The following is a 23,058-nucleotide window of genomic DNA, read 5'->3' on the forward strand; positions in this document are numbered from 1 at the left end:
GAGCCACTGATGACCGCCAGCGCAGGCCGCTTTTCCGGCAAGGTCGTGGCGATCACCGGCGCCGCCCATGGCATCGGCGCAGCCACCGCCCGGCGCTTCCTTGCCGAAGGCGCGCGCGTCGCCGTGATCGACCGCGAAAGCGAGGGTTTTGCGGAGAGCTTCAAGGACGTCCCGGCCGAGCGGTTGCTGACGATGGCGGGCGACTGCACCAATGCTGCCGTGCTCGCCGATTTCCATGCACGTGCTGTCTCGGGCTTCGGGCCGGTCGACATCCTGTTCAACAATGTCGGCCAGAGCGGGCGCGAACGCGCCGCCCAATTCCATGAATCGGAGGAAGAGGTCTGGCGCTTCGTGCTGGAGGTCTCGCTCTTCACCACGATGCGGATGTCGCGCCTCGTCGTGCCGGCGATGCGCGAGCGCGGCGGGCGGATCGTCAACATGTCGAGCGATGCCGCTTTCGTCGGCGATGCCGGCCTGACCGATTATGCCGCCGCCAAGATGGGCATCATCGGCTTCACTCGCGCCTTGGCGCGGGAACTCGCGGCCCATCGCGTCACCGTCAATGCGGTGGCGCCCGGCGCGATCCGCACCCGCGCCCATGACCGGCTGACGCCTGCCGTGATCGAAAAGATCAAGGCGACGACACCGGCCGGCTTTATCGCCGAGCCCGAGGATGTCGCGGGCTGCGTCGCCTTTCTCGCCAGCGAGGACGCCCGCTATGTCACCGGCCAGACGCTGCTGATCGATGGCGGCCGCTGGATGATCTGAGGGGAACACCTATGACCGCCATTGCCGACCTTTCAGCGATCGACCTCGCCGCCGCGATCAGGGAGAGGAGAATTTCACCCGTCGAGGCCGTCGATGCCGCGCTTGCCCGCATCGAGGAGAAGGCGGAACTCAACGCCTTCATGGCTGTCTGCGCCGAGCGAGCGCGCAGCGAGGCGAAGGCGGCCGAGGCCGCGATCATGAACGGCGCCTCGCTCGGCGCGCTCCACGGCATTCCCTTCTCGGTCAAGGACCTGACCAATACGGAGGGCGTCGCCACTACGCAGGGTTCCGCGCTGTTCGCCGGCACGCTGCCCTCTTCCGATGCCGTCGCGGTCGCCCGGGCGCGGGCAGCGGGCGCGATCCTGATCGGCAAGACGACGACGCCGGAATTCGGGCACAAGCCTTTCACCGAAGGACCGTTCTTCGGACGCACGCTCAACCCCTGGAGCCACGCCCATAGCTGCGGCGGCTCTTCGGGCGGCGCGGCGGTCGCGGTCGCGGCCGGAATGGGGCCGCTGGCGCTCGGCTCCGATGGCGGCGGCTCGATCCGGATTCCGGCGGCCTGCTGCGGCGTCGTGGGCCTCAAGGCGACACTCGGCGCGATTCCAAACCTGCAGGCGCCCGATCTGTTCGGAGCCAATTCCTATGTCGGGCCGATGGCGCGCGACATCGCGGATACGCGGCTGATGTTCGAGGTGCTGGTCGGGCCCGACCGGCGCGACCCTTACGGCCAGGTCGAAGCCCTGCCGCGCCGCGTACTGGGCGAGGCCGAGCGCCCGCGCATCGGCTTCCTGCTGCGCTGTGGCAATGTGCTCGATCCGGAGGTCGAGAGTTCCGTTCTCGCCGCGATGAAGCAGGCCGAGGCACTCGGCATGATCATCGAGCCGATCGAGCTCGATCTCGTCTCGCTCGAACCGCATTTCCTGGTGCTGCTGCGCTCGCTGCTGCTGGCGCGTTTGGGCGGCCATGCGGCGCGCTCACCCGAAAAACTCGACCCGACGCTCATCGCCACGATCGAGGCCGGGCGCGCCTACAGCGCCGCCGATCTCTATGAGGCGCAGTTCGCACGCACGGCCTGCTTCACCCAAATCCAGGACATCCTGTCCCGCTTCGACCTCATCGCGTCACCGACGCTGTCCGCCCCTGCCCTGCCGGTGGGGCTCGATCCGCTCGGTCGCATCGCAGTCGCGGGGCGCGACGCCGGCACGATCCGCGGCGCTTGGTATCCCTATACCTTCCCCTTCAACCTCACCGGCCATCCGGCCCTGTCGATGCCTTGCGGCCTCTCCGGGAGCGGCCTGCCGATCGGCCTGCAGCTCGTCGGACGCTGGCATGAGGACGGCTATCTGCTCGCTATTGCCGCGCGCCTGGAAGCCGCGCTCGGCTTTGCAGCACGCCCGCCCGCCTAGACCATCCCCTTGCCGGCATCCGAGCCGCGCCGCGCCTGGCGCGCCCTCAAGCTCAGGATCGCAGCGAGCGCCAGGCCGATCACGAGGAAAGAGACGCCGGTGGTGACGGTGCCGAGCGCATAGATCTCCGGCGTGGTCACGGTCGAGGTCAGCGCCTGGAGTTCGAGCGGCAGGGTGTTCTTCTCGCCGATCGCCTGCGAGGAGCGCGCGATCTCATCCCAGGACAAGGTGAAGCCGAAGAGCCCGACGCCGATCAGCGAGGGCAGGATCACCGGCAGGATGACATGCCGGAAGGTCTGCCAGGGCGTCGCGCCGAGATCGCGCGCCGCCTCCTCCAGCCGGCTGTCGAAGCGGTTGAAGATCGCGAACATGATCAGCAGGCCGAAGGGCAAGGCCCAGGTCAGATGCGCACCGAGGCCGGAGGTGAAGATGCCCATGGCGGTGGTGTAGCTCTCGGCGATGAAACCCGGCGCATAGGCCTTCATCACCTCGTCGAAGAGGCGGAATTGCAGGGCGATGCCGAGCGAGGTCACGATCGAGGGCACGATCAGGCTGGCGATGGTGACGTAGAACAGCAGGTTCTGGCCCTTGAAGCGCTTGCGGAAGGCCAGCCCCGCCAGAACCGAGAAGACCATGGTGATCAGCATCACCGTCAGCCCGAGCTGGAGCGAGCGCCAGAAGGCCGATTTGATGTCGACGATGCCGCCGCCGCTCCAGAGCTTGCCGAACCAGTGCAGCGAGACCCCGTTCATCGGGAAGGTCATGCCGCCGGTCGGCCCCTGGAAGGAGAGGACGAAGATCGCGATCATCGGGCCGTAGAGGAACAGCACGAACAGCCCGAAGAAGGCGGCGAGCCAGTAGAAGGAGGCGGGACGGCCCTCGCGCATCAGGATTCAAAGCTCCTTCCGAATGTCGACGAAGCGGTTCAGCGCCGTGATGATCAGGAGCGTGATCGCAAGCAGGATCACGGCGTTGGCCGCCGCCGGCGGAAATTGCAACGCATTCAGCCGCGTCTCGATGATCTTGCCCGCCGAGGCGATCTGCTGGCCGCCCATCACGCCGACCGTGATGAAATCCCCCATCACGATGGTGACGACGAAGATCGAACCGATGACGATGCCGGGTTTGGCGAGCGGGATGACCACGTTCCAGAGCGTCTGCCAGCCACTGGCGCCGGCGTCATAGGCGGCCTCGAGCAGGCGCTTGTCGATGCGCGCCATCGAATTGAAGATCGGGATCACCATGAAGAAGGTGAACAGGTGCACGAAGGCGAGCACCACTGAGAATTGCGAGAACAAGAGCCATTCGATCGGCTGATTGATCAGGCCGGCATTCATCAGGGCGCTGTTGACGAGGCCGTTGCGGCCGAGCAGCGGCACCCAGGAGATCATCCGGATGACGTTCGAGGTCCAGAAGGGAATCGTGCAGACCAGCGCGAGCGTCATCTGCATGGTCACGGACTGGACGTGGAAGGCGAGGAAATAGGCGATGGTGAAGCCGATCACCAACGTGATCGCCCAGACGATCAGGCAGAACTTCACCGTCGAGAGATAGGTCTTCAGGATCGTACAGAGTTCCGGCAGTTGGTCGTAGCAGCCCTCGAAGGTCTCGACATAGGAGCGCGTCGTGAAGCTCGGGATGATCGAATAGTCGTTGTAGTCCCAGAACGAGACCATCACGACGAAGAGCAGCGGAACGACGAAGAACAGCGCGAAGACGCCGGCAAAGGGCAAGGCCTGGAGCCAGGCCGGCGGCGCGTAGGCGGTTTTCGTCGCTGGCATGGGTGGGATTGCGCTCAGTTCGGGTCGCGAATTTCATCACCGAAACGCCCGCTGGCCGGCGGACGCTCGCATTGACGCGTCATTCTCGGGCTTGCCCCGAAAACCTCATGACCAGTTGGCTGGAATCAGAGATGGCCGGGTCAAGCCCCGACCATGACGGTTCTGATCACCTCACGCAGCGATGAACTCGTTCCATTTGCGGACCATGTAGTCGTTCTCGTCCATCACCGCGTTCCAGCAGGCGACATTGCCCATGCGGTCGTCATAGGAGCCGCCGTCACGCGTGGCGCCGGCCTTCTCCAGCAACGAGCCGTCAGGCGCCTTGATGTCCTTCTCGGCAGCCTTGCCCTCCATCCAATAAGCCCATTCATAGGGCTCCATATTGGCCTTGGCGGTGGAGAGGACGGCGGAATAATAGCCCTGCCGGTTGAGATAGGCGCCGGCCCAGCCCGACAGGAACCAGTTGACGAATTCATAGGCGAGCTCGGCCTTGCGGCCCGTGACCGATTTCGACAGGCAGAAGCCCGAAGCCCAGGAGCGGTAGCCCTCCTTCAGCGGCTGGAAGGTGCAGGCGATGCCCTTGGTGCGCACCGCCGTGACGGCCGGCGACCACATCGACTGGATCACCGTCTCGCCCGAGGCCATCAGGTTGACGCTCTCGTTGAAATCCTTCCAGAAGGCGCGGAACTGACCGCTCTTCTTCGCCTCGGTCAGGACCTTCATGGTGAGGTCGATCTCGGCGCGGGTCATGTTGCCCTTGTCGGGATATTTGTAGAGGCCGGCCGCCTCGACCACCATCGCCGCATCCATGATGCCGATCGAGGGGATGTTGAGGATCGAGGCCTTGCCCTTGAATTCCGGGTTCAAGAGCTCCTTCCAGCTCTCGATCGGGCGCTTGATCAGATCGGGGCGGATGCCGAGCGTGTCGGCGTTGTAGACGGTCGGGATCAGCGTCACCCATTGCGTCACGCCCGAGGCGAACTTTGTCGAGTTCGCGCCCTCGACGAACATCACCTTCTTGGGCGCGGTGCCCTGGTCGCCGATGACCTTGCCATTGGGCAACTGGCCCTTGGTGAAGACCGGCGTGATATTGTCGAACTCCTTGATCTTGCGGGCGTCCATGCCGAGGATGTTGCCGGACGGCACGAGCTTCCTCAGGCTGAAATATTCGGTGTCGAGCACGTCGAACGAGTTCGGCTGGGTGATGACGCGCTTGGTCACGTCGTCGGTCGTCGCCGAGATGTATTCGATCGTGATGCCGGTATCGGCCTTGACCTTCTTGGTGATGTCGTCGGCCTGGTTCACAGCCGTTCCGAGATAGCGCAGCACCTTGGGCTCCTGCGACCAGACCGCAGGGAAGCCGGTGATCGCGCCCGAACCGGTGGCCACGCCAGCAGCGGCGCCGGCGCCCTTCAGCAGCGTGCGCCGCGAGACGCCTTTCGTATCCTTCGTCGTCCTACCCATCACTCTTTCCTCCTCGTCTATCTTGCTCATCGAGCTTGCTCGTCGGTCTTGTTGTCAGGGGGCGGTGCCAAGCCGGTGGATGTCGGCCTCGCGCCAGCTGACGGCGACGGTGTCGCCGGGGTTGAACGGCTCGGCATCGAAAGCGGCTTCGCTCAGATTGGCGGTCAATTCCGTGGCGAAATCCGCCGCCAGGCCGATCTGGACATAGGAGCCCTGATATTCGACATCGCTGACCACCGCGGTACGGGCTGCGCCGTTCACGGCCTTGGTCAGGCGCAGCTTGTCGGTGCGGACCGCGATCGCGCCTGATGCATCGGCGACGATGTTGTGGCCGCCGATGAAGCGGGCGATGAAGGCGGTCGCCGGCGCATTGAAGACCTCGCGCGGCGTGCCGGCCTGCTCGATCAGACCCTGGTTCATCACCACCATCAGATCGGCCAGCGCCATCGCCTCGTCCTCGCCATGGGTGACGTGGATGAAGGTGATGCCGAGTTCCTTCTGCAGCTTCTTCAGTTCGGCGCGCATCTTGATGCGCAGGAACGGATCGAGTGCCGAAAGCGGCTCGTCGAGCAGCAGGATCTGCGGCTTGGTGATCAGGGCGCGGGCGAGCGCGACGCGCTGCTGCTGGCCGCCGGAGAGCTGCGCCGGCAAGCGCTCGGCATAGCGCTCCATCGCGACGAGCTCGAGCAGGCGCATCGCCTCCGCCCGGCGCTCTGCCTTCGCGACGCCACGCATCTTCAGGGAGAAGGCGACATTGTCGACGCAGGAGAGATGCGGAAACAGCGCATAGCTCTGGAACATCATCGCCGTGCCGCGCCTGGCCGGTGGCAGATCGGTGACGTTGGTCGGGCCCAGGATGATGTCGCCTTCGCTCACCGCCTCATGGCCGGCGATCATCCGCAAGGTCGAGGATTTGCCGCAGCCGGACGGGCCGAGCAGGCAGCAATAGGTGCCGGCCTTGACGCGCAGATTGATCGCGTCGACGGCAACCGTCGCGCCATAGCGCTTGGTGACCTGAACGAGCTCGAGATCGGAACCGCGCAATCCTGCCTCCTGGTTGGGCATGGGCCCCTACAAGGGGCGTGCCAAACGCCGAGCGGCCATCGCGGCTGTGCATGCCGGGTGGCGGCAGCGCGATTTTCGTGGACACAGTGTCCCGGAAAAGCCGGCAAACCGCTGAACGATTAGGCATTCGCACAAATCAGAAGCAGGTCTTGCCTGCCGCATCCGAGCCGCCGCCCTTGCCGGCAAAGCTGCACGGATCGCATCTTGCCGAGCCAATTCGTCACGGAAGCGCGCATATCTGCGGTGCCATGCACGCAGAACGCGCTTGATCGAGGCGATCTTCCGGCAGAGTAAAGATGACGAGATGTCGATCGCGCCAGGGCTGGCCGGTCATCAGAGTGAGGGGATCACCATGGTTTCGCGCAGGGATATCGCCACCGCCATCGGCGCGGCGGCCGTCGGGATAGCGGCTGCCGGCATCGTATCGCCGGCTGCAGCCCAGGCGCCGGCGACCGGAGGCGAGACCGCCTTCGAGCGCATCCGCCGGACCAAGAAGCTGCGCATCGGCGCGGTGGCGGGAGCGGCCCCCTATTACAACAAGGATATCTCCAGCGGTCAGTGGGGCGGCTTCTATATCGACCTGTCGAAGGCGCTGGCCGAGGAGCTCGAAGTCGAGCTTGAGATCCTCGAGACGACCTGGGGTAATTCCGTCCTCGACCTGCAGGCGAACAAGATCGACATCTTCTTCGGCCTCAACCCGACGCCGAAGCGCGCCCTGGTGATCGATTTCTCGGTGCCGGTGTTCAACAACGCCTTCACGATGATCACGAAGAAGGGCCTGGGCAAGAAGACCTGGGACGATTTCAACAACCCCGCCCTCAAGATCACCGTCGATGCCGGCTCCTCGCAGGACCAGGTCGCGACACGGCTCTGCTCGAAAGCGCAGATCTCGCGCTTCAAGAGCGTCGACGACGCAGCTGCTGCCATCATGACCGGCCGCGCCGACGCGCAATGCATCGTGATGATGCTCTCGCTGACCATGCTCAAGAAGAACCCGGCGCTCGGCGAGCTCGTGGTGCCGACCCCGGTCTTCGCCACGACCTCGAATGCAGGCTTCCGCCGCGAGGCCGACCAGACCTGGCCCAAATATGTCAACACCTGGCTCGAGTTCAATCGCGGGCTCGGCCTGATCCGCAGCGTGATCATCAAGAACATGGAGTCGGTCGGCATCACCGAAGCCGACATGCCCGCCGGCGTCCAGCTCTGAAGGCCTAGCGCCCGCCAGCCAACGACCCTGCCTGCCCCATGCGGGCCGGCAGGGTTGCCCGACATCGTTCCGTGGCGATCCTGCCCGGAGCAATGCCCTCGGGCCCTCTCTTGGATGCTTCACCATGTATCAATGGGATTTTGGCTCGCTCTGGAGCTATCGCTGGCTGTTCCTCAACGGCTTGTGGGTCACGGTCGGCTTCACCGTCGCCATCGTCGTGCTCGGGCTGCTCATCGGGCTTGTGGGGGCGCTCGCGAAACTCTCTCCCTTCGCTCCGCTGCGCTGGCTCGCGCTGGCCTATATCGAGGTCTTCCGCTGCACGCCCGTGCTGGTGCAGCTGGTCTGGTTCTACTACGCCCTGCCGATCCTCAGCGGCATCGAGATCTCGGCCGTCACGGCCTCGATCCTGGCGCTCTCGCTCTATGGCGGCTCGTTCTACGCCGAGATCATCCGCGGTGGCATCGTCTCGATCGACCCCGGCCAGCCGGAAGCCGCCGCAGCGCTCGGCATGACCCCGTTCCAGTCGATGCGCCGGATCATCCTGCCACAGGCGCTGAAGCGCATGATCCCGCCGCTGATGAACCAGTCGATCATCCAGTTCAAGAACACCTCGCTGGTCTCGGTGCTGGCTGTGCCGGACCTGCTCTATCAGGGCCAGATCGCGGCGCATGACAGCTATCGGCCGCTGGAGGTCTACAGCGCCGTGGCGATCGCCTATTTCGTGCTTCTCTTCCCGCTCACGATCATCGTGCGGCAAGGCGAGAAGAAGCTGTCCACGAGCGATTGAGGCTAGGCGATGGACACAAAACCCAAGATCGAGACGCCCAAGATCGAGGTTGCCGCGCTGCGCAAGCAGTTCGGCGAGCTCGTCGTCCTCAAGGACATCAACCTGAAGGTCGCGGCCGGGAGCGTGGTGGCGCTGATCGGCCCCTCCGGCTCGGGCAAATCGACCCTGCTGCGCTGTATCAACCTGCTGGTGACGCCCGATGGCGGACGCGTGCGGGTCGGAGAGGACAGCTTCGCCTTCGGTGTCGGCAGCAAGCCACCCAGGACCAGGGAACTCGCCCGCTTCCGCACCAATACCGGCATGGTGTTCCAGCACTTCAACCTGTTCCCGCACATGACGGCGCTCGGCAACGTCATGGAAGCGCCGATCACCGTTCGCAAGAAGCCCAAGGTACAGGCGCGCGAGCAGGCGCTGGCGCTGCTTGCCAAAGTCGGGCTCGCCGACAAGGTCGATGAATATCCCAGCCGCCTGTCGGGCGGGCAGAAGCAGCGCGTCGCCATTGCGCGCGCGCTCGCCATGGAGCCCGAGGTGATGCTGTTCGACGAGGCGACCTCGGCGCTCGACCCCGAGCTCGTCGGCGAGGTTTTGGGCGTGATGCAGAAGCTGGCCTCGGAAGGCATGACGATGGTGATCGTCACCCATGAGATCGCCTTCGCCCGCGAGGTCGCTGACCGCGTCATCTTCATGCGCGACGGTGTGGTCGTCGAGGAAGGACCGGCGCGGCAGGTCATCGATGCGCCACGCGAAGTGGCGACGCAGGCCTTCCTCGGCCATTTCCATCGCGGCGGCGCGGCTCAAGCCCCGGCTGAAAAGGCGCTGTGATGCCCAGCCTCGATCGTGTCTATCTCGTCACCGGTGCCGCGAGCGGAATCGGCCGGGCAACCGCGCAGCTGCTGGCCGGACCCGGTATCGGCCTCGTGCTCCATACCGGCACCAATCGCACCGGGCTCGACGCAGTCGCCGAGACGGCTCGCACTGCCGGGGCCAAGGTCGAGACCATCCTTGGCGACATGGCTGCGAAGGCGACCTGCGACCAGATCGTGGCGCTCGCGGCCGACAGCTTTGGCAAGCTCGACGGCCTGGTCGCGGTTGCCGGTCATGCCCGCAGAGCCGGCATCATGGATCTGCCCGAGAGCGAGATCGGGCAGGCAATGGACGAATCCGTCGCCGCCCTCATGCGGATGGCCCGCGCCGCACGCCCGCTGCTGAAGGCCAGTGGCAGCGGCCGGATCGTCGCCACCTCGTCCTTCGTCGCCCACGCCCTGCGCACCGATCTCCAGCCCTTCGCCGCGACGGCTGTGAGCCGCGCCGCGCTGGAGACGGTGGTGAAGCTGATGGCGCATGAACTCGCCGCTGATGCCATCACCGTCAACGCCGTCGCGCCCGGGCTGATCCGCAAGGACGAAGGCAGGGGCAGCAAGCTCAGCCTGGAGGCGATCGCCCGCATGGAAGCGATCATTCCGCTCGGGCGGCGCGGCCTGCCCGAGGAGGTCGCGACCATGATCGCCTTCCTCGCCTCGCCGGCTGCGTCCTACGTCACCGGCCAGATCATACACGTCAATGGAGGGCTCGCATGAGCCAGGACATCATCAACCAAGCTGTCGTCGAGCGCATCAGGCTCTTTTTCATCGAAAGCCCGATCAAGATGGCCCGGCTCCAGGGCGTCGGGAACGTCAAGGGCACGGTCAAGCGCGTCCTCGTCGAGTTGACGGCAAGCGACGGCGTGGTGGGCTGGGGCGAAGCTGCCCCCTGGGAGGTTTTCACGGGCACGGCGGAAGCCGCGCTGGCGGCGATCGACGTCTATCTGCGCCCGGTGCTGATGGGCCGCCCCGTCAAGCGCGTGCGCGAGACCATGGCGTTGCTCGACCGCGCGCTCGTCGGCCATGCCGAAGCCAAGGTCGCGATCGAGATGGCGCTGCTCGACATCGTCGGCAAGGCCTCGGGCCTTTCGGTTGCCGACCTGCTCGGCGGGCGGGTGCGCGACACGATCCCGCTCTCCTTCTCGATCGCTGATCCGGATTTCGCCGCCGATCTCGAGCGGATGCGCGCCATGGTCCCGGCCGGCAACGTGATCTACAAGGTCAAGACCGGCGTGAAGCCGCATAAGGAGGATCTCGCCCATCTCGAGGCGATGCGCTCCGAATTCGGCGACGCGATCGACCTCAGGCTCGACTACAATCAGGCGCTGCAGCCTTTCGGCGCGATCAAGGTCCTGCGCGATGTCGACGCGTTCGCACCGACCTTCATCGAGCAGCCGGTTCCGCGCGACAATCTCGACGCGATGGCCGCTTTCGTCGCGGCGCTGGACACGCCGATCCTGGCCGATGAAAGCTGTTTCGACGCCCGCGATCTCAACGAGGTGATCCGCCTCAAGGCCGCAAACGCGATCTCGGTCAAGCTGATGAAGGCGGGCGGGCTGCTCAAGGCGCAGGCCATCATGGCGATCGCCGACCAGGCCGGGCTGCCGGGCTATGGCGGCACGCTCTGGGAGGGCGGCATCGGGCTTGCCGCCGGCACGCAGCTCATCGCCGCGACGCCCGGCATCTCGCTCGGCTGCGAGTTCTACATGCCCCACCATGTCCTGACCGAAGACGTGCTGGAGGAGCGCGTCGCCAACCGCAACGGGCATGTCGTGGTGCCAAACGGGCCGGGGCTCGGCATCCGCGTCAGCGAAGCCTCGGTGCGCGCCAATGCGCGCATCCTGGCCGAGCGCTGAGGCTTTTCATACTGGCGGCCTTCAGCGCTGACCGATGGCGTTATTCTCCGCCGTCATTCCGGGACATGGCGCAGCCATGGGCCCGGAACCCAGAACCGTTGCGTGTCATCGTGAAGCGAGCCGGCAACCGGTGCCTTCCCAAGCAGCGGCATCGGTTCTGGGTTCCGGGCTCGATCCTTCGGATCGCCCCGGAATGACGGCGCAGCCTCAGCCGTAAGTCGGTGTCAAAGGCCGTCAGTATCAGTCGACGATGAAGAGCTTGGCGCCCTTCGTCGTGCGCGAGCGATGCGCTTCGGCTCCGTCGGCGACCTGATAGCTCATGCCCGGCGTCAGCACCGAGACGCGGCCATCCTCCAGCGTCGTCTCCAGCTCGCCTTCGAGGCAGAGGATGACGTGGCCCTTGCTGCACCAATGGTCGGCGACATAGCCCGGCGAATATTCGACGATGCGGACGCGGATCTGATTGTCCTGCGGCCCGAAGAAGCGCGTGCGCCAGGTCGCCTCGCCCTCCTCGCCGGCATGGCGGGTCGGTTCGACCTGCGACCAGTCGACCGTGGAAAAGGCGATCTCGGACATCTTCATGGGAGTGGCTTTCTCATGGACTTGGCTTTCTCATGGACGTGGCTTGCGCTTCAGGTTGAAGGCGGATGCGGCAGAGGCGGATGCAGCCGGGCTCAGGCGACGCTGAGACCTTCGACGCCGTGCTTGCGGATGAGGTCGGCAACGAAGCCCGAGCTTCTGGCGGCCTCGACGAATTTGGTGAGATAGGCAACCGCATCGCTCGTCGCCTTCGGGACGCCGATCGCCTGCTGAACCGCCATGAACTGGCCGTCGAGGATGCGTGTACCAGGTGTCCGCGCCACATCGCTGTTGAGCCGCGGCCGCAAGCCTGCGAGCGCATCGAGCTTCTTGTCGCTGAAATCCGCCAATGCCTCGTCCATCGTGGTCGAGCGCACCAGTTCGGCATGGGCGATGTTGCGGTCGAGCCAGAGCCCATAGGCGGTGCGGCCGGTGACGGCGATCCGGACGCCTGCCGCATCAACCTCGGCCGGGCTCTGGAAACGCGATCCTGCAGGAACGAGATAGGTCGCCTCGATCGCGGCATAGGCCGGCGTGAAGCTGATCACCTCCGCGCGCTGCGGCTCGGCCCCGATCAGGCCGATATCCCATTCGTCGCGCGCCGCTGCATCGGCCAGCAGGCCCGGCGATTCATAGGGCACATAGCGCAGCGCGACACCGAGCGTGTCGGCGATCGCGCGGGCCATGTCGGGCGAGACGCCGGCGGGGCCGCCATCCGGCGTGCGGCTCGATACCAGCAGGAAATTCGACAGGTTGATGCCGGCGCGCAGCACGCCACCGGGCGCCAGACGCTCGCGCAACTCTTGAGGCATCCGCAACTCTTGCGGCATCGTGCCGATATCGGGGCGAAATGACATGGCGGCGTCCTTTATCGTGGCAGAGCCGTTCTTCATCGTGACAAAGCATTGCGCGAATGCCGCGCAAGATGCCGCACCGCCAGACAATGGACTACACGATATCCTGGGGCTCGCGCAGCTGCGTGACGCGCATCCCGGCTATGAGCATCGCCTCAAAACGCCGCAATCAGCCGAAATGGCAAGCCAGCGCGCCAGCCGCCACAGCGCGCAAGGGGGGCCGTTCGACCCGGCAGATATCGGCCGCCATGGCGCAGCGCGGATGGAAGGCGCAGCCGGGAGGCGGCGCGATCGGGCTCGGCACCTCGCCCGACATCGGCCGGCGCGCGCGATTGGGCTTCTCGACATCGGGAATCGTCTCGAGCAGCAGCCGCGTATAGGGGTGGCGCGGATTGCCGAAGACCTCGTCTGCCGGCCCCGTCTCGACGAAGCGGCCGAGATACATGATCGCGAGCTGGTCCGACATGTGCCGCACGACCGAGAGATTGTGGCTGATGAAGAGATAGGTCAGCCCGAACTCCTTCTGGAGTTTGACCATCAGGTTGAGGATCTGCGCCTGCACGGAGACGTCGAGCGCCGAGGTCGGTTCGTCGCAGACCAGGAAATCGGCCTCGGTCGCAAGCGCACGCGCAATCGAGATGCGCTGGCGCTGGCCGCCGGAGAAGGCATGCGGATAGCGGGAAGCATCGGTACGCGACAAGCCGACGATCTCCAGAAGGTCGCCGACGCGCTGCGTGATCGCCGCCTCGTCCTGACGCAGCTTCAATTCGCGGATCGGCTCGGCAATGATGTCGCCGACGCGCCAGCGCGGGTTCAGCGAGGCGTAGGGGTCCTGAAAAATCATCTGCACGCGCGGCGGGCCGATCGTGCCGTCGAGGCGCGTGATGTCGGAGAAATGCAGCGCGCCTTCGGTCGGCCGCTGCAGGCCCACCACCATGCGCGCCAGCGTCGATTTCCCGCAGCCGGATTCGCCGACGATGCTGAAGGTCGTGCCGCGCTCGACCGTGAAGGAGACGGTCTCGACCGCCCGCAGGATACGGCGCGGCTCGCGCGTCAGCAGGCGCGACAAAGCCGGAGCCGAGACGTCGAAGCGGCAGGAGGCCGCCGAGACGGTGAGGATAGGGCCGCTCTCACGCATGCGCCGGCTCCATCAGCGGGAAATGACAGGCGGCGGCATGGGCCGAGACCGGCAGGCCAGGCTTATGTTCGCGGCAGAAATCGCTTGCGAACCCGCAACGGGGATTGAAGGAACAGCCTTCCGGAATGGCGTTCAGACGCGGCATCGCGCCGTCGATCTGGTTGAGGACGGCGTTGCGGGTGTGGACGCTCGGGATCGAGGCCATCAGCCCGGCCGTGTAGGGGTGATGCGGCCGGCGCGTCACCTCCGCAACCGGGCCGATCTCGACGATGCGCCCGGCATACATCACCGCGACCCGATCAGCCGTCTCGGCAATGACGCCCATATCATGCGTCACCAGCATGATCGCCGTGCCGTGCTCGCGACAAAGGCGCTTCAGCAGCGTCGTGATCTGCGCCTGGATCGAAACGTCGAGCGCCGTGGTCGGCTCGTCGGCGATGATCAGCTTCGGCTCGGCGCAGAGCGCGAGTGCGATCACGACGCGCTGGCGCATGCCGCCGGAAAACTGGTGCGGATACTGGTCGATCCGCGTTTCTGCGGCGGGGATGCCGACTTCTTTCAGGAGATCAAGCGCGCGCTTGTGCGCCTGCGCCTTGCCGACCGGGAGATGCGTCAGGATCGTCTCGACAAGCTGGTCGCCGACGGTCAGCAGCGGATGCAGCGAGGTCAGCGGATCCTGGAAGATCGCGCCGATCTGGCGGCCGCGCAGCTTGCGCATCGGCTCGGGCGGGAGATTGTCGATACGCCGCCCATCGAGATGGATCGATCCGCCGCTGATGCGCCCCGGCGGATCGAGCAGGCCGATCACCGCCGTTCCGGTCAGGGATTTGCCGGCGCCGGATTCGCCGACCACGCCGAGGATCTCGCCGGGCGCGATGTCGAAGGAGACGCCATCGAGCGCCGTCAACGGGCCATGCCGGCCATCGAAGACAATGCGCAGATCGCGCACCGAGAGCAGCGGCGAAGCGACGGCGTTCATAGCCCCACCCCCGCGCGCTCGACCGGATAGCTCGAGGAGAAGATCTCGCTCATCGGTGGATTGCCATGGGTGCGCTGCGGATAGCGCGCCATCACGCCTTCGAACTGCTTCTGAGCACGGAGCTTGTCCGCCGCCTCGTCGACGCCCGGGATCACACGCTCCTCCATCACGAAGCGTCCGTCGATGATCACGGTCGCGAAATCGCGGCCATGACCAGCGAGCAGCATGGTCTGGATGGGGTCGATGACCTGGCCGAGATGCGGGCAGTCGAGATCGAAGACGGTGATGTCGGCGCGCGCGCCGGGCTGGAGCCGGCCGAGATCAGGGCGGCCCAGCGCATCGGCCCCGCCAATCGTCGCTGCATCGTAATAATCCTCGCTGCGCGCCGCATGGGCGCTGCCGGCCATGGTGCGAGCCAGGATCATGCCGACCTGCAGGTTCATGATCATATCGGGCGGGCTCGTATCCGTGCCCATGGCGAGCCTCACGCCCATCTCGCGATAGCGGCCGAAATGGTCGATGGCATTGCCGTGCCGGCCTGAGACCAGCGGGCAATGCACGATCGTGGCGCCCGCATCGCGAATGATCTCGAGGTCGCGGCCGGGGCGGTCGACATGGCGGCTGCCCGAGACATAGGTGCCGTGCGGCAAGAGCGAACGCTGGTCGAGGAAGCCGAGGCTCTGCAGCCATTCCGGCGGACTCATGCCATGCTGGGCCAGCACGAGGTCGTACTCGATCTTCGACTGGCAGCAATGCAGGCGCACCGGCACCTTCAAGGCGCGCGCGGCAGCAGCCGTGCGACGCAGCAATTCGGCAGTCGACGTCTCGATTCGATCCGGCGCCAGCATGGTGCGGATCAATCCGCCGGCCGCGCCTTCGTTGCGCTCGCAGAACTCGATCGCGGCATCGAGCTCGGCCAGGCCGCGCGGCTCGTCGTAATGCGTGGTGATGCGGCCATCGGCCTCGACCAGCTGATTGCCGGTGCGATAGGCCGGGCCGAGATAGGCGCGCAGGCCAAGGCCGGCGGCCGCTTCTGCCGCATCCTGGAATTCCTCGGGCGTCTCGCCCCAGGCACGGTAGAACAAGGAGGCGATCGGCAGCGCGGTGGTGATGCCGTTGCGGATCAGCGTGGCGAAGGCGTGCTTCTTCTGGAAGGCCAGCTCCTCGCGCGAATACATCTCGTAGGGGCCGGCTTCGAGATAGGAGCGCGGCCAGACGCGGCCCTTCTTCCAGGCCGGCTGGTTGTCATAGGCCAGGATCGTGGTGTCGAGGTCCGAGAGCGCGTCACAATCGACGAAGCCCGGCCCGATCAGCGCATTGCCGTAGTCGATACGGCTGGAAACCTCGCCCGGAAAACCATGGCCGATGAAGACGACTTCACCATCCTCGAAGACGATCTCACCGTTCTCATAGAGGCGATGGCGCCCCTGCGCGTGGCCGACGAGCCAGCGCGCGGTCAGGAGGATGCGCCCTTCCGGGCGTTTGGCGGCGCGCAAGCTCACGGCGCGGTCCTGATCGAGACGCCGTCACGCGCAACGACCTTGCCGCGCTTGACGACGCGGCGCTTGGGCGAGCGGGTGACGACAGCTTCCGCGACGGTCTCGCCCGGCAGGATCACGACATCGGCAGTGCTGCCCTCAGTCAGCCCGTAGCCTTCGATCTCCATCACCTTGGCGCCCTCGTTGGTGCAGACATCGAGCGCCATCCTGAGTTCATCGTCGCGGCGGAAATTATTGCGCAGGCCGACGAACATGGCGCGCTCCAGCATGTCGGCATTGCCATAGGGCCCCCAGGTGTCGCGGATGCCGTCATTGCCGGAGCAGACGCGCACACCGGCTTCGATCAGCTTGCGCACCGGCGGAGCCGGGCGGCTGGCGGGCGCCGTCGTCATGATCGCGATGTCGAGCTCGGCGAGCTGCGCGATCAGCGGATCGACCAGCGCGGCATCGACACCGAGGCAGAAGGCGTGGCTGACCGTGACCTTGCCTTTCATGCCAAGCGCACGCGTGCGCTCGACGATCAGGTCGAAGGAGAACAGCCCCATGTCACCGGGCTCGTGCAGGTGGATGTCGAGCGGCTTGCCGTATTTTTGGCAGAGCGCGAACACGGCATCGAGATGGCCCTTGGGATCGCGATCGATGGCGCAGGGGTCGAGCCCGCCGACGATCTCGCAGCCGGCCTTCATCGCCTGGTCCATCAGCTCCAGCGTGCCCGGCCGGCGCAGCAGGCCCGATTGCGGGAAGGCGACGAGCTCGATGTCGACGATGTCGCGATAGTCGTCGCGGGTGCGCATCACGCCCTCGACACCCCATAGGCCATGCTCGGTGTCGACATCGACATGGCTGCGGATATGGGTCGAGCCCATCAGCGAGGACTGGATGCTCTGCCGGGCCGACTGCCTGTAGGGGTCGATGTTCAGGCGCTTCTTGTTCTCGCGCTCGTTGTCGATCTTGTCGAGGAGCTTGGGACCGACCTCGTTCTTGTACCAGGGCAGGCCCCAGAGGCTCTTGTCGAGATGGGTGTGCGCCTCGACGAGGCCGGGGATGACGATCTCGCCGCGACCGTCCTCGACCGGCACATCGGCGGGCGCCGCGATGGCGGAGGCAATGCGGCTGATCTTGCCGTTCACGACCAGGATGTCGGTGGCGGCATTGCCATAAGGGCGAACGTTGCGAAGGAGTAGGGAGGCGGTCATCTCAGGCGTTTCCTCGTTGTTTTTTAAGCGTCACGGTCGAGCTTGCCGCCCCGTCATGCTCGCCCTTGTGGCGAGCATCCACGTCTTGGACACGCCCCTCGATCGAGGAAGACGTGGATGGCCGGGACAAGCCCGACCATGACGGGAAAGGGCATCGCCTCGCCGTCATCACCGCAGCTTCGGGTTCAGCGCGTCGCGCAGCCAGTCGCCCAGCAAGTTGACCGAGAGCACGATCAATCCGAGCTGGAGCGAGGGGAAGACGACCAGCCACCAGGAGCCGGAGAAGAGATACTGGTTGCCGATGCGGATCAGCGTGCCCAGCGAAGGCTGTGTGATCGGCATGCCGACGCCCAGAAAGGAGAGCGTCGCCTCCGACAGGATGGCGAGGCCGAGATTCAGCGTTGCCGCCACCATCACGGGGGTGAGCGTGTTGGGCAGGATATGGCGGGCCATGATCCGTGTCGCCGCGACTTTGATGATGCAAGCGGCCAGCACATATTCCTTGCGACGCTCGACCATGGTCGAGGCGCGGACCGTGCGGGCATATTGCACCCAGTTCGTCAGCGAGATCGAGACCACGAGCACGACGGCGGCGAAGGGCTCGCGCAGCGCCGGCGGCAAGAGCTCGCGGAAGATCGCGCTGACCAGGATCGCCATCAGCAGCGTCGGGATCGAGAGCACGGTATCGCCGAGCCGCATCAGCAGATTATCGATGCGCCCGCCATAATAGCCGGAGACCAGTCCGATGCTGACGCCCAGCGCCATCGAGACGATGACGGCGGCGATCCCGATGATCAGCGAGACGCGTGTGCCGTAGAGGATGGCGGAGAGCACGTCGCGCCCCTGCGGGTCGGTGCCGAGCAGAAAGGGCCACTCGCCATCCTTGGCCCAGATCGGCGGGATCTCGGCCTTATCGATGAAGATCTGCGAGAGGTCGTACGGGTTCTGAACTGCGATCAGCGGGGCCAGCAACGCCGTGGCGATCAGCAGGACGAGCACGATCGCCGAGAGCCAGGCCGCCGGCGTGCGCCGGAAACTCCAGCCGATATCGCTGTCGAGGAAACGCCGCAGACGGCCGGGCTTCTTGGCATCCAGGGCCTTTGCAGATTCAGCGGGCATTGGCGGCTCCCGAGATCGCATCTTCGCGCAGGCGCGGATCGACATAGGCGTAGAGCAGGTCGACCAGCGTGTTCAGCGAGACGAAGATGAAGGAGACCACGATCAGATAGGCGGCCATCACCGGGATATCGACGAAGGTCACGGCCTGGACGAAGAGCAGGCCCATGCCCGGCCACTGGAACACCGTCTCCGTCACCAGCGCGAAGGCAATCAGATTGCCGATCTGCAGCCCCGTCACGGTGATCACCGGCATCAGGCAATTGCGCAAAGCGTGGCGGAAGTGGACTGCGCGCAGCGTCAGTCCGCGCGCCCGGGCGAAGCGGATGAAATCGGTGCGCATCGTCTCCAGCATCTCGGCCCGGACCAACCGCATCACCAGCGTGATCTGGAAGAGCGAAAGCGTGATGCCCGGCAGGATCAGCGCCAACCGGCCAGAGGGTGTGAGGAATCCCGTGCTCCACCAGCCGAGCTGCACGACCTGGCCGCGCCCGAAGGCCGGCAGCCATTGCAGCGTCACCGAAAACAGCAGGATGAACAGGATGCCGAGCGCGAAGCTCGGCAGCGAGACGCCGAGCACCGAGACGAATTGCAGGAATTTGGCCAACCAGCTGTCGCGCTTGATGGCGGTGTAGACACCCAGCGGAATTCCGACCGCGAGCGACAGGAAAGTCGCCACCAGCACCAGCTCGAAGGTCGCGGGGAAGCGCTCGGAGATCAGCGTGAAGACCTCCTGCTGGTTGCGGTAGGAGATGCCGAAATCACCATGCAGCGCATTGCCGACAAAGGTCGCGAACTGCAGGAAGAAGCCCTTGTCGAGCCCGAGCCTGATGCGCAATTCGTCGCGCTGCGCCTGGCTCGCCTGCTCGTTCAGCATCAGTTCGACGGGATCGCCGACGAAGCGGAAGATCAGGAAGGCGAGGAAGGCGACCGCGAGCATGACGCCGGCCGCGTTCAGCAATCGTTTGAAGAGGAAGGCCGGCATCGTCGTTCTGCTCCCTAAGCTGCGCGAACCCTGCCGTCATTCCGGGGCTTCGCCCTCGGGTCCGACCTTCGGTCGGCCCGAGGATAAACTCCGCGAAGAACCCGGAACCCACGACTGGGTGCCGCAAGGACAAGCGGCGATTGCAGCCGCTCGCCCGGTCGTGGGTTCCGGGTTCGCGCTCGCGGCGCACCCCGGAATGACAGCGACCTCACTTCATCGTCGTCAGCCACAGCCTCGGCTTGTTGTCGGAAGCCTGCACGGTCGCGGCCACGGTGTTGCGCATCGCCCAGGCCATCGGCTGCTGGTGCAGCGGGATGAAGAGGTGCTCGGCCTTGGCGATCTTGAGCGCCTCCATCATCATCGGGATGCGCTTGCCGTTGTCGAGTTCGACGCCGGCCTTGTCGATCAGCGCGTCGATGCGCGGATCGCCCCAATTGCCCCAGTTGAACACGCCACCCGAACCGCTCTTCGAGCGCATCACCTGGATCAGGATCGAATAGGCGTCGATCATCGGCTCATTGGCCCAGCCGAAGGAGATCACGTCGAACTCGCCCTTGACGCGCTTGGGCGTCTGCTGGCTGCGCGGGCCGAGGCTCAGATTGGGCCGCAAGCCGGCGCGCGACCACATCGAGGCGACCGCCTGGCAGAACTCCTCCTCATTGACGAGACCGTCGCTCTGGCAGTTCATCTGGAAGGAGAAGCCGTTGGGATAGCCCGCCGCCGCCAGCAGCTTCTTGGCGCCGTCGAGGTCGAAGGGCAGGCGCACATCCTGCGAAGGCTCATAGCCGGGAATGGCCGGAGCGATCAGGGCGCCGGTGTTGCGCGACAGGCCGCGCATGGCGCGCTTCTGGACGGCGTCGATGTCGATGGCGCGGTAGAGCGCCTCGCGAACGCGGATATCCTTGAGCGGATTTTTATCCTTCACATCGCTCTCGAACAGCGTGTCCTTGAGATTGAGCGCGAAGATCACGGTGCGCAGTTCATTGGTCTGCAGCACCTTGACCTCGGGCGAGGCCGACAGGCGCGGCAGATCCTGCAGCGGAGCAACATTGGTGAAGTCGATCTCGCCCGAGAGCAGCGCCGCGACACGGGTCGAGGCCGAGGCGATCGGCAGGAACTCGATCGTGTCGATGTTGTGCTGGGGCTTGTCCCACCAGTTCGGGTTCTTGACGTAGACGGTCTTGGCGTCGGCGCGGCGGCTCTCGACGATGAAGGGGCCGGTGCCGTTGGCGTTGTCGGTGGCATAGCCCTTCACGCCCTTGCCGGAATCGGTCGGCAGCAGCGAGTTGTTGGCGACGAGCCAGGCCTTGTTGAAGATGAAGATGTTGGTGAGGTCGTTCAGCAGCAGCGGGTAAGGGCCGTTGACCTCGATCTCGACAGTGTAGTCGTCGATCTTTTTCGAGGATTTGTAGGCCGGCAGATTGCCCTTGAGCGGCGAGGCATCGTTGGTGACGCGCTCCAGCGAAGCGACGACGTCGTCGGCCGTGAACGGGTTGCCGTTGTGGAACTTCACGCCCTGGCGGAGCTTGAAGCGCCAGACCGTCGGCGAGACCGTCTCCCAGGACTCCGCCAGTGCCGGCTCGATCTTGAGATCGCCGGTGTAGCGCACCAGCCCCTCATAGACATGGTTCAGCACCGAAAGCGTGAAGGTGTCGCCATAGGAATAGGGGTCGAGCGAAGCGATCTCGCGCGCCGCGCCCCATTTCAGCGTCTTCGCCTCGGCCGCGCCAGTCAGCGCGAAAGCGGCGATGGCCGCCAGCATCCAAGCTCTCTTCATCGAAACTCTCCCTTTCGATGAGCCCGCTGCGCGTCTTTGGCGCTCGCCCGGCCCGCCACCCTCGTCGATGCCGCATTCTCAGCCAGATTGGCGCTTTCCGCGGCAATTCGTGTGCGATTAATAATCAATCTTGCATACGATTATGATATCGTATTGTATGCGATTATTGAAGACAAGCGAAAAACTGGAGCGGAGCCGAATCCCGTGACATGGAGTGAGCCTCAGAGGGCTGAACCAGGACAGAAACGGGCTGCGATGACCGATTCCCGCCAACCCGGATTGCGCGCGCAATCGGTATACAGAGCGCTCCGGCGCGCCATCATCGAACAGGCATTGAAGCCCGGCATGAAGCTGCCAGAGGATTCGATCGGCGAGCAGCTCGGGGTGAGCCGCACCCTGGTGCGCGAGGCCTTCGGTCGATTGGCCGTCGAAGGCCTGGTCGAGCTCAAGCCCAATCGCGGCGCCTCGGTGGCCTATCCGACCCTGGAGGAAGCGCGCGACGTCTTCGATGTGCGCCGGGGGCTCGAGCGCCTCGTCGCCGAGAACCTCGCCGGACGGCTCACCGCCGCACAGGCCGCCGAGCTCGAGGATCATGTCCGGCAAGAGGACAAGGCGCATGGCCAGGACGGGCCTGAATCCATCCGGCTCGCCGGCGAGTTCCACATCAAGCTCGCCGAGATGACCGGCAACGCCCTGCTGCTGCGCTATGTCCAGGAGGTCTCCTCGCGCTGCTCGCTGATCCTGGCGATCTATGGCCGGCCGCATTCCTCGGAATGCGCGGTCTCGGAGCATCGCCAGCTGATCGAGGCCCTGCGGGCGGGCGATGGCGCACGCGCCGCCCATCTCATGGACCACCATCTCCAGGCCGTGGTGACGCGGGCCCTGCTGACGCCGCGCGCCGAGCGCGACATCCGCGACCTGCTCGCCCCCTATGCCCTCAGCGAAGGACTGAACCCGCCGTGACCGACCTGTCGACAGAGCCGAAGCCCATCGAGGCAGCCCCGCCGGTCGTCACCTTCGATTTCGCGAAGCTTTCGCCGCGCGAGCGCTACAAGCTGCTGATCGGTGCGGTCGTGCCGCGCCCGATCGCACTGGTGACGACGGTCGATGCTCAGGGCGTCGTCAACGCCGCGCCGTTCTCGTTCTTCAACTGCCTCTCGGCCGATCCTGCGATCCTGGCGCTCGGCGTCGAATACCGGCCGACCGGCGGGCAGAAGGACACCGGCCGCAATGTCCGCGAGACGCTCGCCTTCACCGTCAACATCGTCTCCGACGCGCTGGTCGAGGGCATGAATATCTGCGCCGTGCCGTTCGAGCCCGGCATCGACGAGCTGACTCAAGCCGGCCTCACCGCCATGCCCGGCGTCAAGGTGCCCTGCCCCTGGATCGGCCAGGCGCCGGCGGCGTTCGAATGCCGCCACCACACCACGCTCGGCATCGGCAATTCGCGCGAGATCATCCTGGGCGAGGTGGTCTATGCGCATTTCCGCGCCGATACGATCGATGCCGAGAAGCTCTATGTCGATCCCGCCGCACTCGACGCCGTGGGCCGCATGGGCGGCCATGGCTATGCGACGACACGCGACTATTTCGACCTGCCGACCATGTCGGCAGCGACATGGCAGTCCGATCCCGCCGCGGCGAACCGGCGGCGTTAGTTCAGTCCTTCACGACGAGGGGTAAACGGGGCTAAGTCAAAGCGGGCGGCGCAGGCTGGCGCCGCGCCCTCACGCGAAGC

22 protein-coding genes are annotated in these 23,058 nt (G+C 65.5%); 9 read left to right on the forward strand and 13 right to left on the reverse strand.

The window, feature by feature from the left end; translation table 11 throughout:
* Window positions 1-9 precede the first annotated feature (9 nt).
* Window positions 10-768 (forward strand): SDR family NAD(P)-dependent oxidoreductase, encoded by a 759-nt coding sequence (locus tag ACSQ3P_RS13055; protein ID WP_436165961.1) that lies wholly within the window; start codon window positions 10-12, stop codon window positions 766-768.
* 11 nt (window positions 769-779) lie between these two features.
* Window positions 780-2,177: an amidase gene (locus ACSQ3P_RS13060; RefSeq protein WP_436165962.1), complete on the forward strand. Its 1,398-nt coding sequence runs from the start codon at window positions 780-782 to the stop codon at window positions 2,175-2,177.
* On the opposite strand, the gene ACSQ3P_RS13065 is transcribed toward ACSQ3P_RS13060, so the two are convergent.
* The 4 genes from ACSQ3P_RS13065 to ACSQ3P_RS13080 form a co-directional block, all read right to left on the reverse strand.
* The gene (locus tag ACSQ3P_RS13065) at window positions 2,174-3,064 is read right to left on the reverse strand and encodes an ABC transporter permease (RefSeq protein WP_436165963.1); all 891 of its coding nucleotides are present in this window, start codon (window positions 3,062-3,064) and stop codon (window positions 2,174-2,176) included. The genes ACSQ3P_RS13060 and ACSQ3P_RS13065 overlap by 4 nt on opposite strands.
* A 6-nt stretch (window positions 3,065-3,070) precedes the next feature.
* Complete coding sequence (locus ACSQ3P_RS13070) at window positions 3,071-3,958, reverse strand: ABC transporter permease (protein ID WP_069689488.1); 888 nt, start codon at window positions 3,956-3,958, stop codon at window positions 3,071-3,073.
* Window positions 3,959-4,129: 171 nt separating this feature from the next.
* Window positions 4,130-5,422, reverse strand: a complete 1,293-nt coding sequence (locus ACSQ3P_RS13075; protein WP_436165964.1) for an ABC transporter substrate-binding protein — start codon at window positions 5,420-5,422, stop codon at window positions 4,130-4,132.
* 54 nt (window positions 5,423-5,476) lie between these two features.
* Window positions 5,477-6,487, reverse strand: coding sequence for an ABC transporter ATP-binding protein (locus ACSQ3P_RS13080; protein ID WP_436165965.1), 1,011 nt, complete (start codon window positions 6,485-6,487; stop codon window positions 5,477-5,479).
* Window positions 6,488-6,839: 352 nt separating this feature from the next.
* Here ACSQ3P_RS13080 and ACSQ3P_RS13085 point away from each other — a divergent pair, with 352 nt between their 5' ends.
* The 5 genes from ACSQ3P_RS13085 (at window position 6,840) to ACSQ3P_RS13105 (ending at window position 11,197) form a co-directional block, all read left to right on the forward strand.
* Window positions 6,840-7,694: a transporter substrate-binding domain-containing protein gene (locus tag ACSQ3P_RS13085; protein WP_436166254.1), complete on the forward strand. Its 855-nt coding sequence runs from the start codon at window positions 6,840-6,842 to the stop codon at window positions 7,692-7,694.
* Window positions 7,695-7,818: 124 nt separating this feature from the next.
* Window positions 7,819-8,481, forward strand: coding sequence for an amino acid ABC transporter permease (locus ACSQ3P_RS13090; protein WP_092174481.1), 663 nt, complete (start codon window positions 7,819-7,821; stop codon window positions 8,479-8,481).
* Window positions 8,482-8,490: 9 nt separating this feature from the next.
* Window positions 8,491-9,303, forward strand: coding sequence for an amino acid ABC transporter ATP-binding protein (locus ACSQ3P_RS13095; protein ID WP_436165966.1), 813 nt, complete (start codon window positions 8,491-8,493; stop codon window positions 9,301-9,303).
* A complete protein-coding gene (locus tag ACSQ3P_RS13100; RefSeq protein ID WP_436165967.1) occupies window positions 9,303-10,058 on the forward strand; it encodes an SDR family NAD(P)-dependent oxidoreductase in 756 nt (251 codons plus the stop codon). Before ACSQ3P_RS13095 ends, ACSQ3P_RS13100 begins: the two co-directional genes overlap by 1 nt.
* An 11-nt stretch (window positions 10,059-10,069) precedes the next feature.
* Window positions 10,070-11,197 carry an enolase C-terminal domain-like protein gene (locus ACSQ3P_RS13105; protein ID WP_436166255.1) on the forward strand — a complete coding sequence of 376 codons (1,128 nt, stop codon included), beginning with the start codon at window positions 10,070-10,072 and terminating at the stop codon, window positions 11,195-11,197.
* Window positions 11,198-11,437: 240 nt separating this feature from the next.
* Here ACSQ3P_RS13105 and ACSQ3P_RS13110 read toward each other — a convergent pair whose 3' ends face one another.
* From ACSQ3P_RS13110 to ACSQ3P_RS13150, 9 genes are all read right to left on the reverse strand, one after another.
* Window positions 11,438-11,779 (reverse strand): DHCW motif cupin fold protein, encoded by a 342-nt coding sequence (locus ACSQ3P_RS13110; protein ID WP_069689482.1) that lies wholly within the window; start codon window positions 11,777-11,779, stop codon window positions 11,438-11,440.
* 92 nt (window positions 11,780-11,871) lie between these two features.
* On the reverse strand, window positions 11,872-12,633 hold the full coding sequence (locus ACSQ3P_RS13115; RefSeq protein ID WP_436165968.1) for a transporter substrate-binding domain-containing protein: 762 nt from the start codon (window positions 12,631-12,633) through the stop codon (window positions 11,872-11,874).
* A 166-nt stretch (window positions 12,634-12,799) separates the two neighbouring features.
* The gene (locus ACSQ3P_RS13120) at window positions 12,800-13,768 is read right to left on the reverse strand and encodes an ABC transporter ATP-binding protein (RefSeq protein WP_436165969.1); all 969 of its coding nucleotides are present in this window, start codon (window positions 13,766-13,768) and stop codon (window positions 12,800-12,802) included.
* Window positions 13,761-14,747 carry an ABC transporter ATP-binding protein gene (locus ACSQ3P_RS13125; protein WP_436165970.1) on the reverse strand — a complete coding sequence of 329 codons (987 nt, stop codon included), beginning with the start codon at window positions 14,745-14,747 and terminating at the stop codon, window positions 13,761-13,763. The genes ACSQ3P_RS13120 and ACSQ3P_RS13125 overlap by 8 nt, the downstream gene beginning before the upstream one ends.
* A complete protein-coding gene (locus ACSQ3P_RS13130) occupies window positions 14,744-16,249 on the reverse strand; it encodes an amidohydrolase family protein (RefSeq protein WP_436165971.1) in 1,506 nt (501 codons plus the stop codon). The genes ACSQ3P_RS13125 and ACSQ3P_RS13130 overlap by 4 nt, the downstream gene beginning before the upstream one ends.
* Entirely contained in the window at window positions 16,246-17,442 is a 1,197-nt protein-coding gene (locus ACSQ3P_RS13135; protein WP_436165972.1) for an amidohydrolase family protein, read from the reverse strand. The genes ACSQ3P_RS13130 and ACSQ3P_RS13135 overlap by 4 nt, the downstream gene beginning before the upstream one ends.
* Before the next feature lie 168 nt (window positions 17,443-17,610).
* The gene (locus ACSQ3P_RS13140) at window positions 17,611-18,561 is read right to left on the reverse strand and encodes an ABC transporter permease (RefSeq protein WP_436165973.1); all 951 of its coding nucleotides are present in this window, start codon (window positions 18,559-18,561) and stop codon (window positions 17,611-17,613) included.
* Entirely contained in the window at window positions 18,551-19,543 is a 993-nt protein-coding gene (locus ACSQ3P_RS13145) for an ABC transporter permease (RefSeq protein ID WP_436165974.1), read from the reverse strand. The genes ACSQ3P_RS13140 and ACSQ3P_RS13145 overlap by 11 nt, the downstream gene beginning before the upstream one ends.
* Window positions 19,544-19,751: 208 nt before the next feature.
* A complete protein-coding gene (locus ACSQ3P_RS13150; protein ID WP_436165975.1) occupies window positions 19,752-21,320 on the reverse strand; it encodes an ABC transporter substrate-binding protein in 1,569 nt (522 codons plus the stop codon).
* A gap of 255 nt (window positions 21,321-21,575) precedes the next feature.
* Here ACSQ3P_RS13150 and ACSQ3P_RS13155 point away from each other — a divergent pair, with 255 nt between their 5' ends.
* Both ACSQ3P_RS13155 and ACSQ3P_RS13160 read left to right on the forward strand, forming a co-directional pair.
* Window positions 21,576-22,283 carry a GntR family transcriptional regulator gene (locus tag ACSQ3P_RS13155; RefSeq protein ID WP_069689475.1) on the forward strand — a complete coding sequence of 236 codons (708 nt, stop codon included), beginning with the start codon at window positions 21,576-21,578 and terminating at the stop codon, window positions 22,281-22,283.
* Window positions 22,280-22,978: a flavin reductase family protein gene (locus ACSQ3P_RS13160; RefSeq protein ID WP_436165976.1), complete on the forward strand. Its 699-nt coding sequence runs from the start codon at window positions 22,280-22,282 to the stop codon at window positions 22,976-22,978. The genes ACSQ3P_RS13155 and ACSQ3P_RS13160 overlap by 4 nt, the downstream gene beginning before the upstream one ends.
* Window positions 22,979-23,058: the final 80 nt, after the last annotated feature.

Source organism: Allobosea sp. LjRoot9, assembly GCF_964252745.1.
Taxonomy (GTDB): domain Bacteria; phylum Pseudomonadota; class Alphaproteobacteria; order Rhizobiales; family Beijerinckiaceae; genus Allobosea.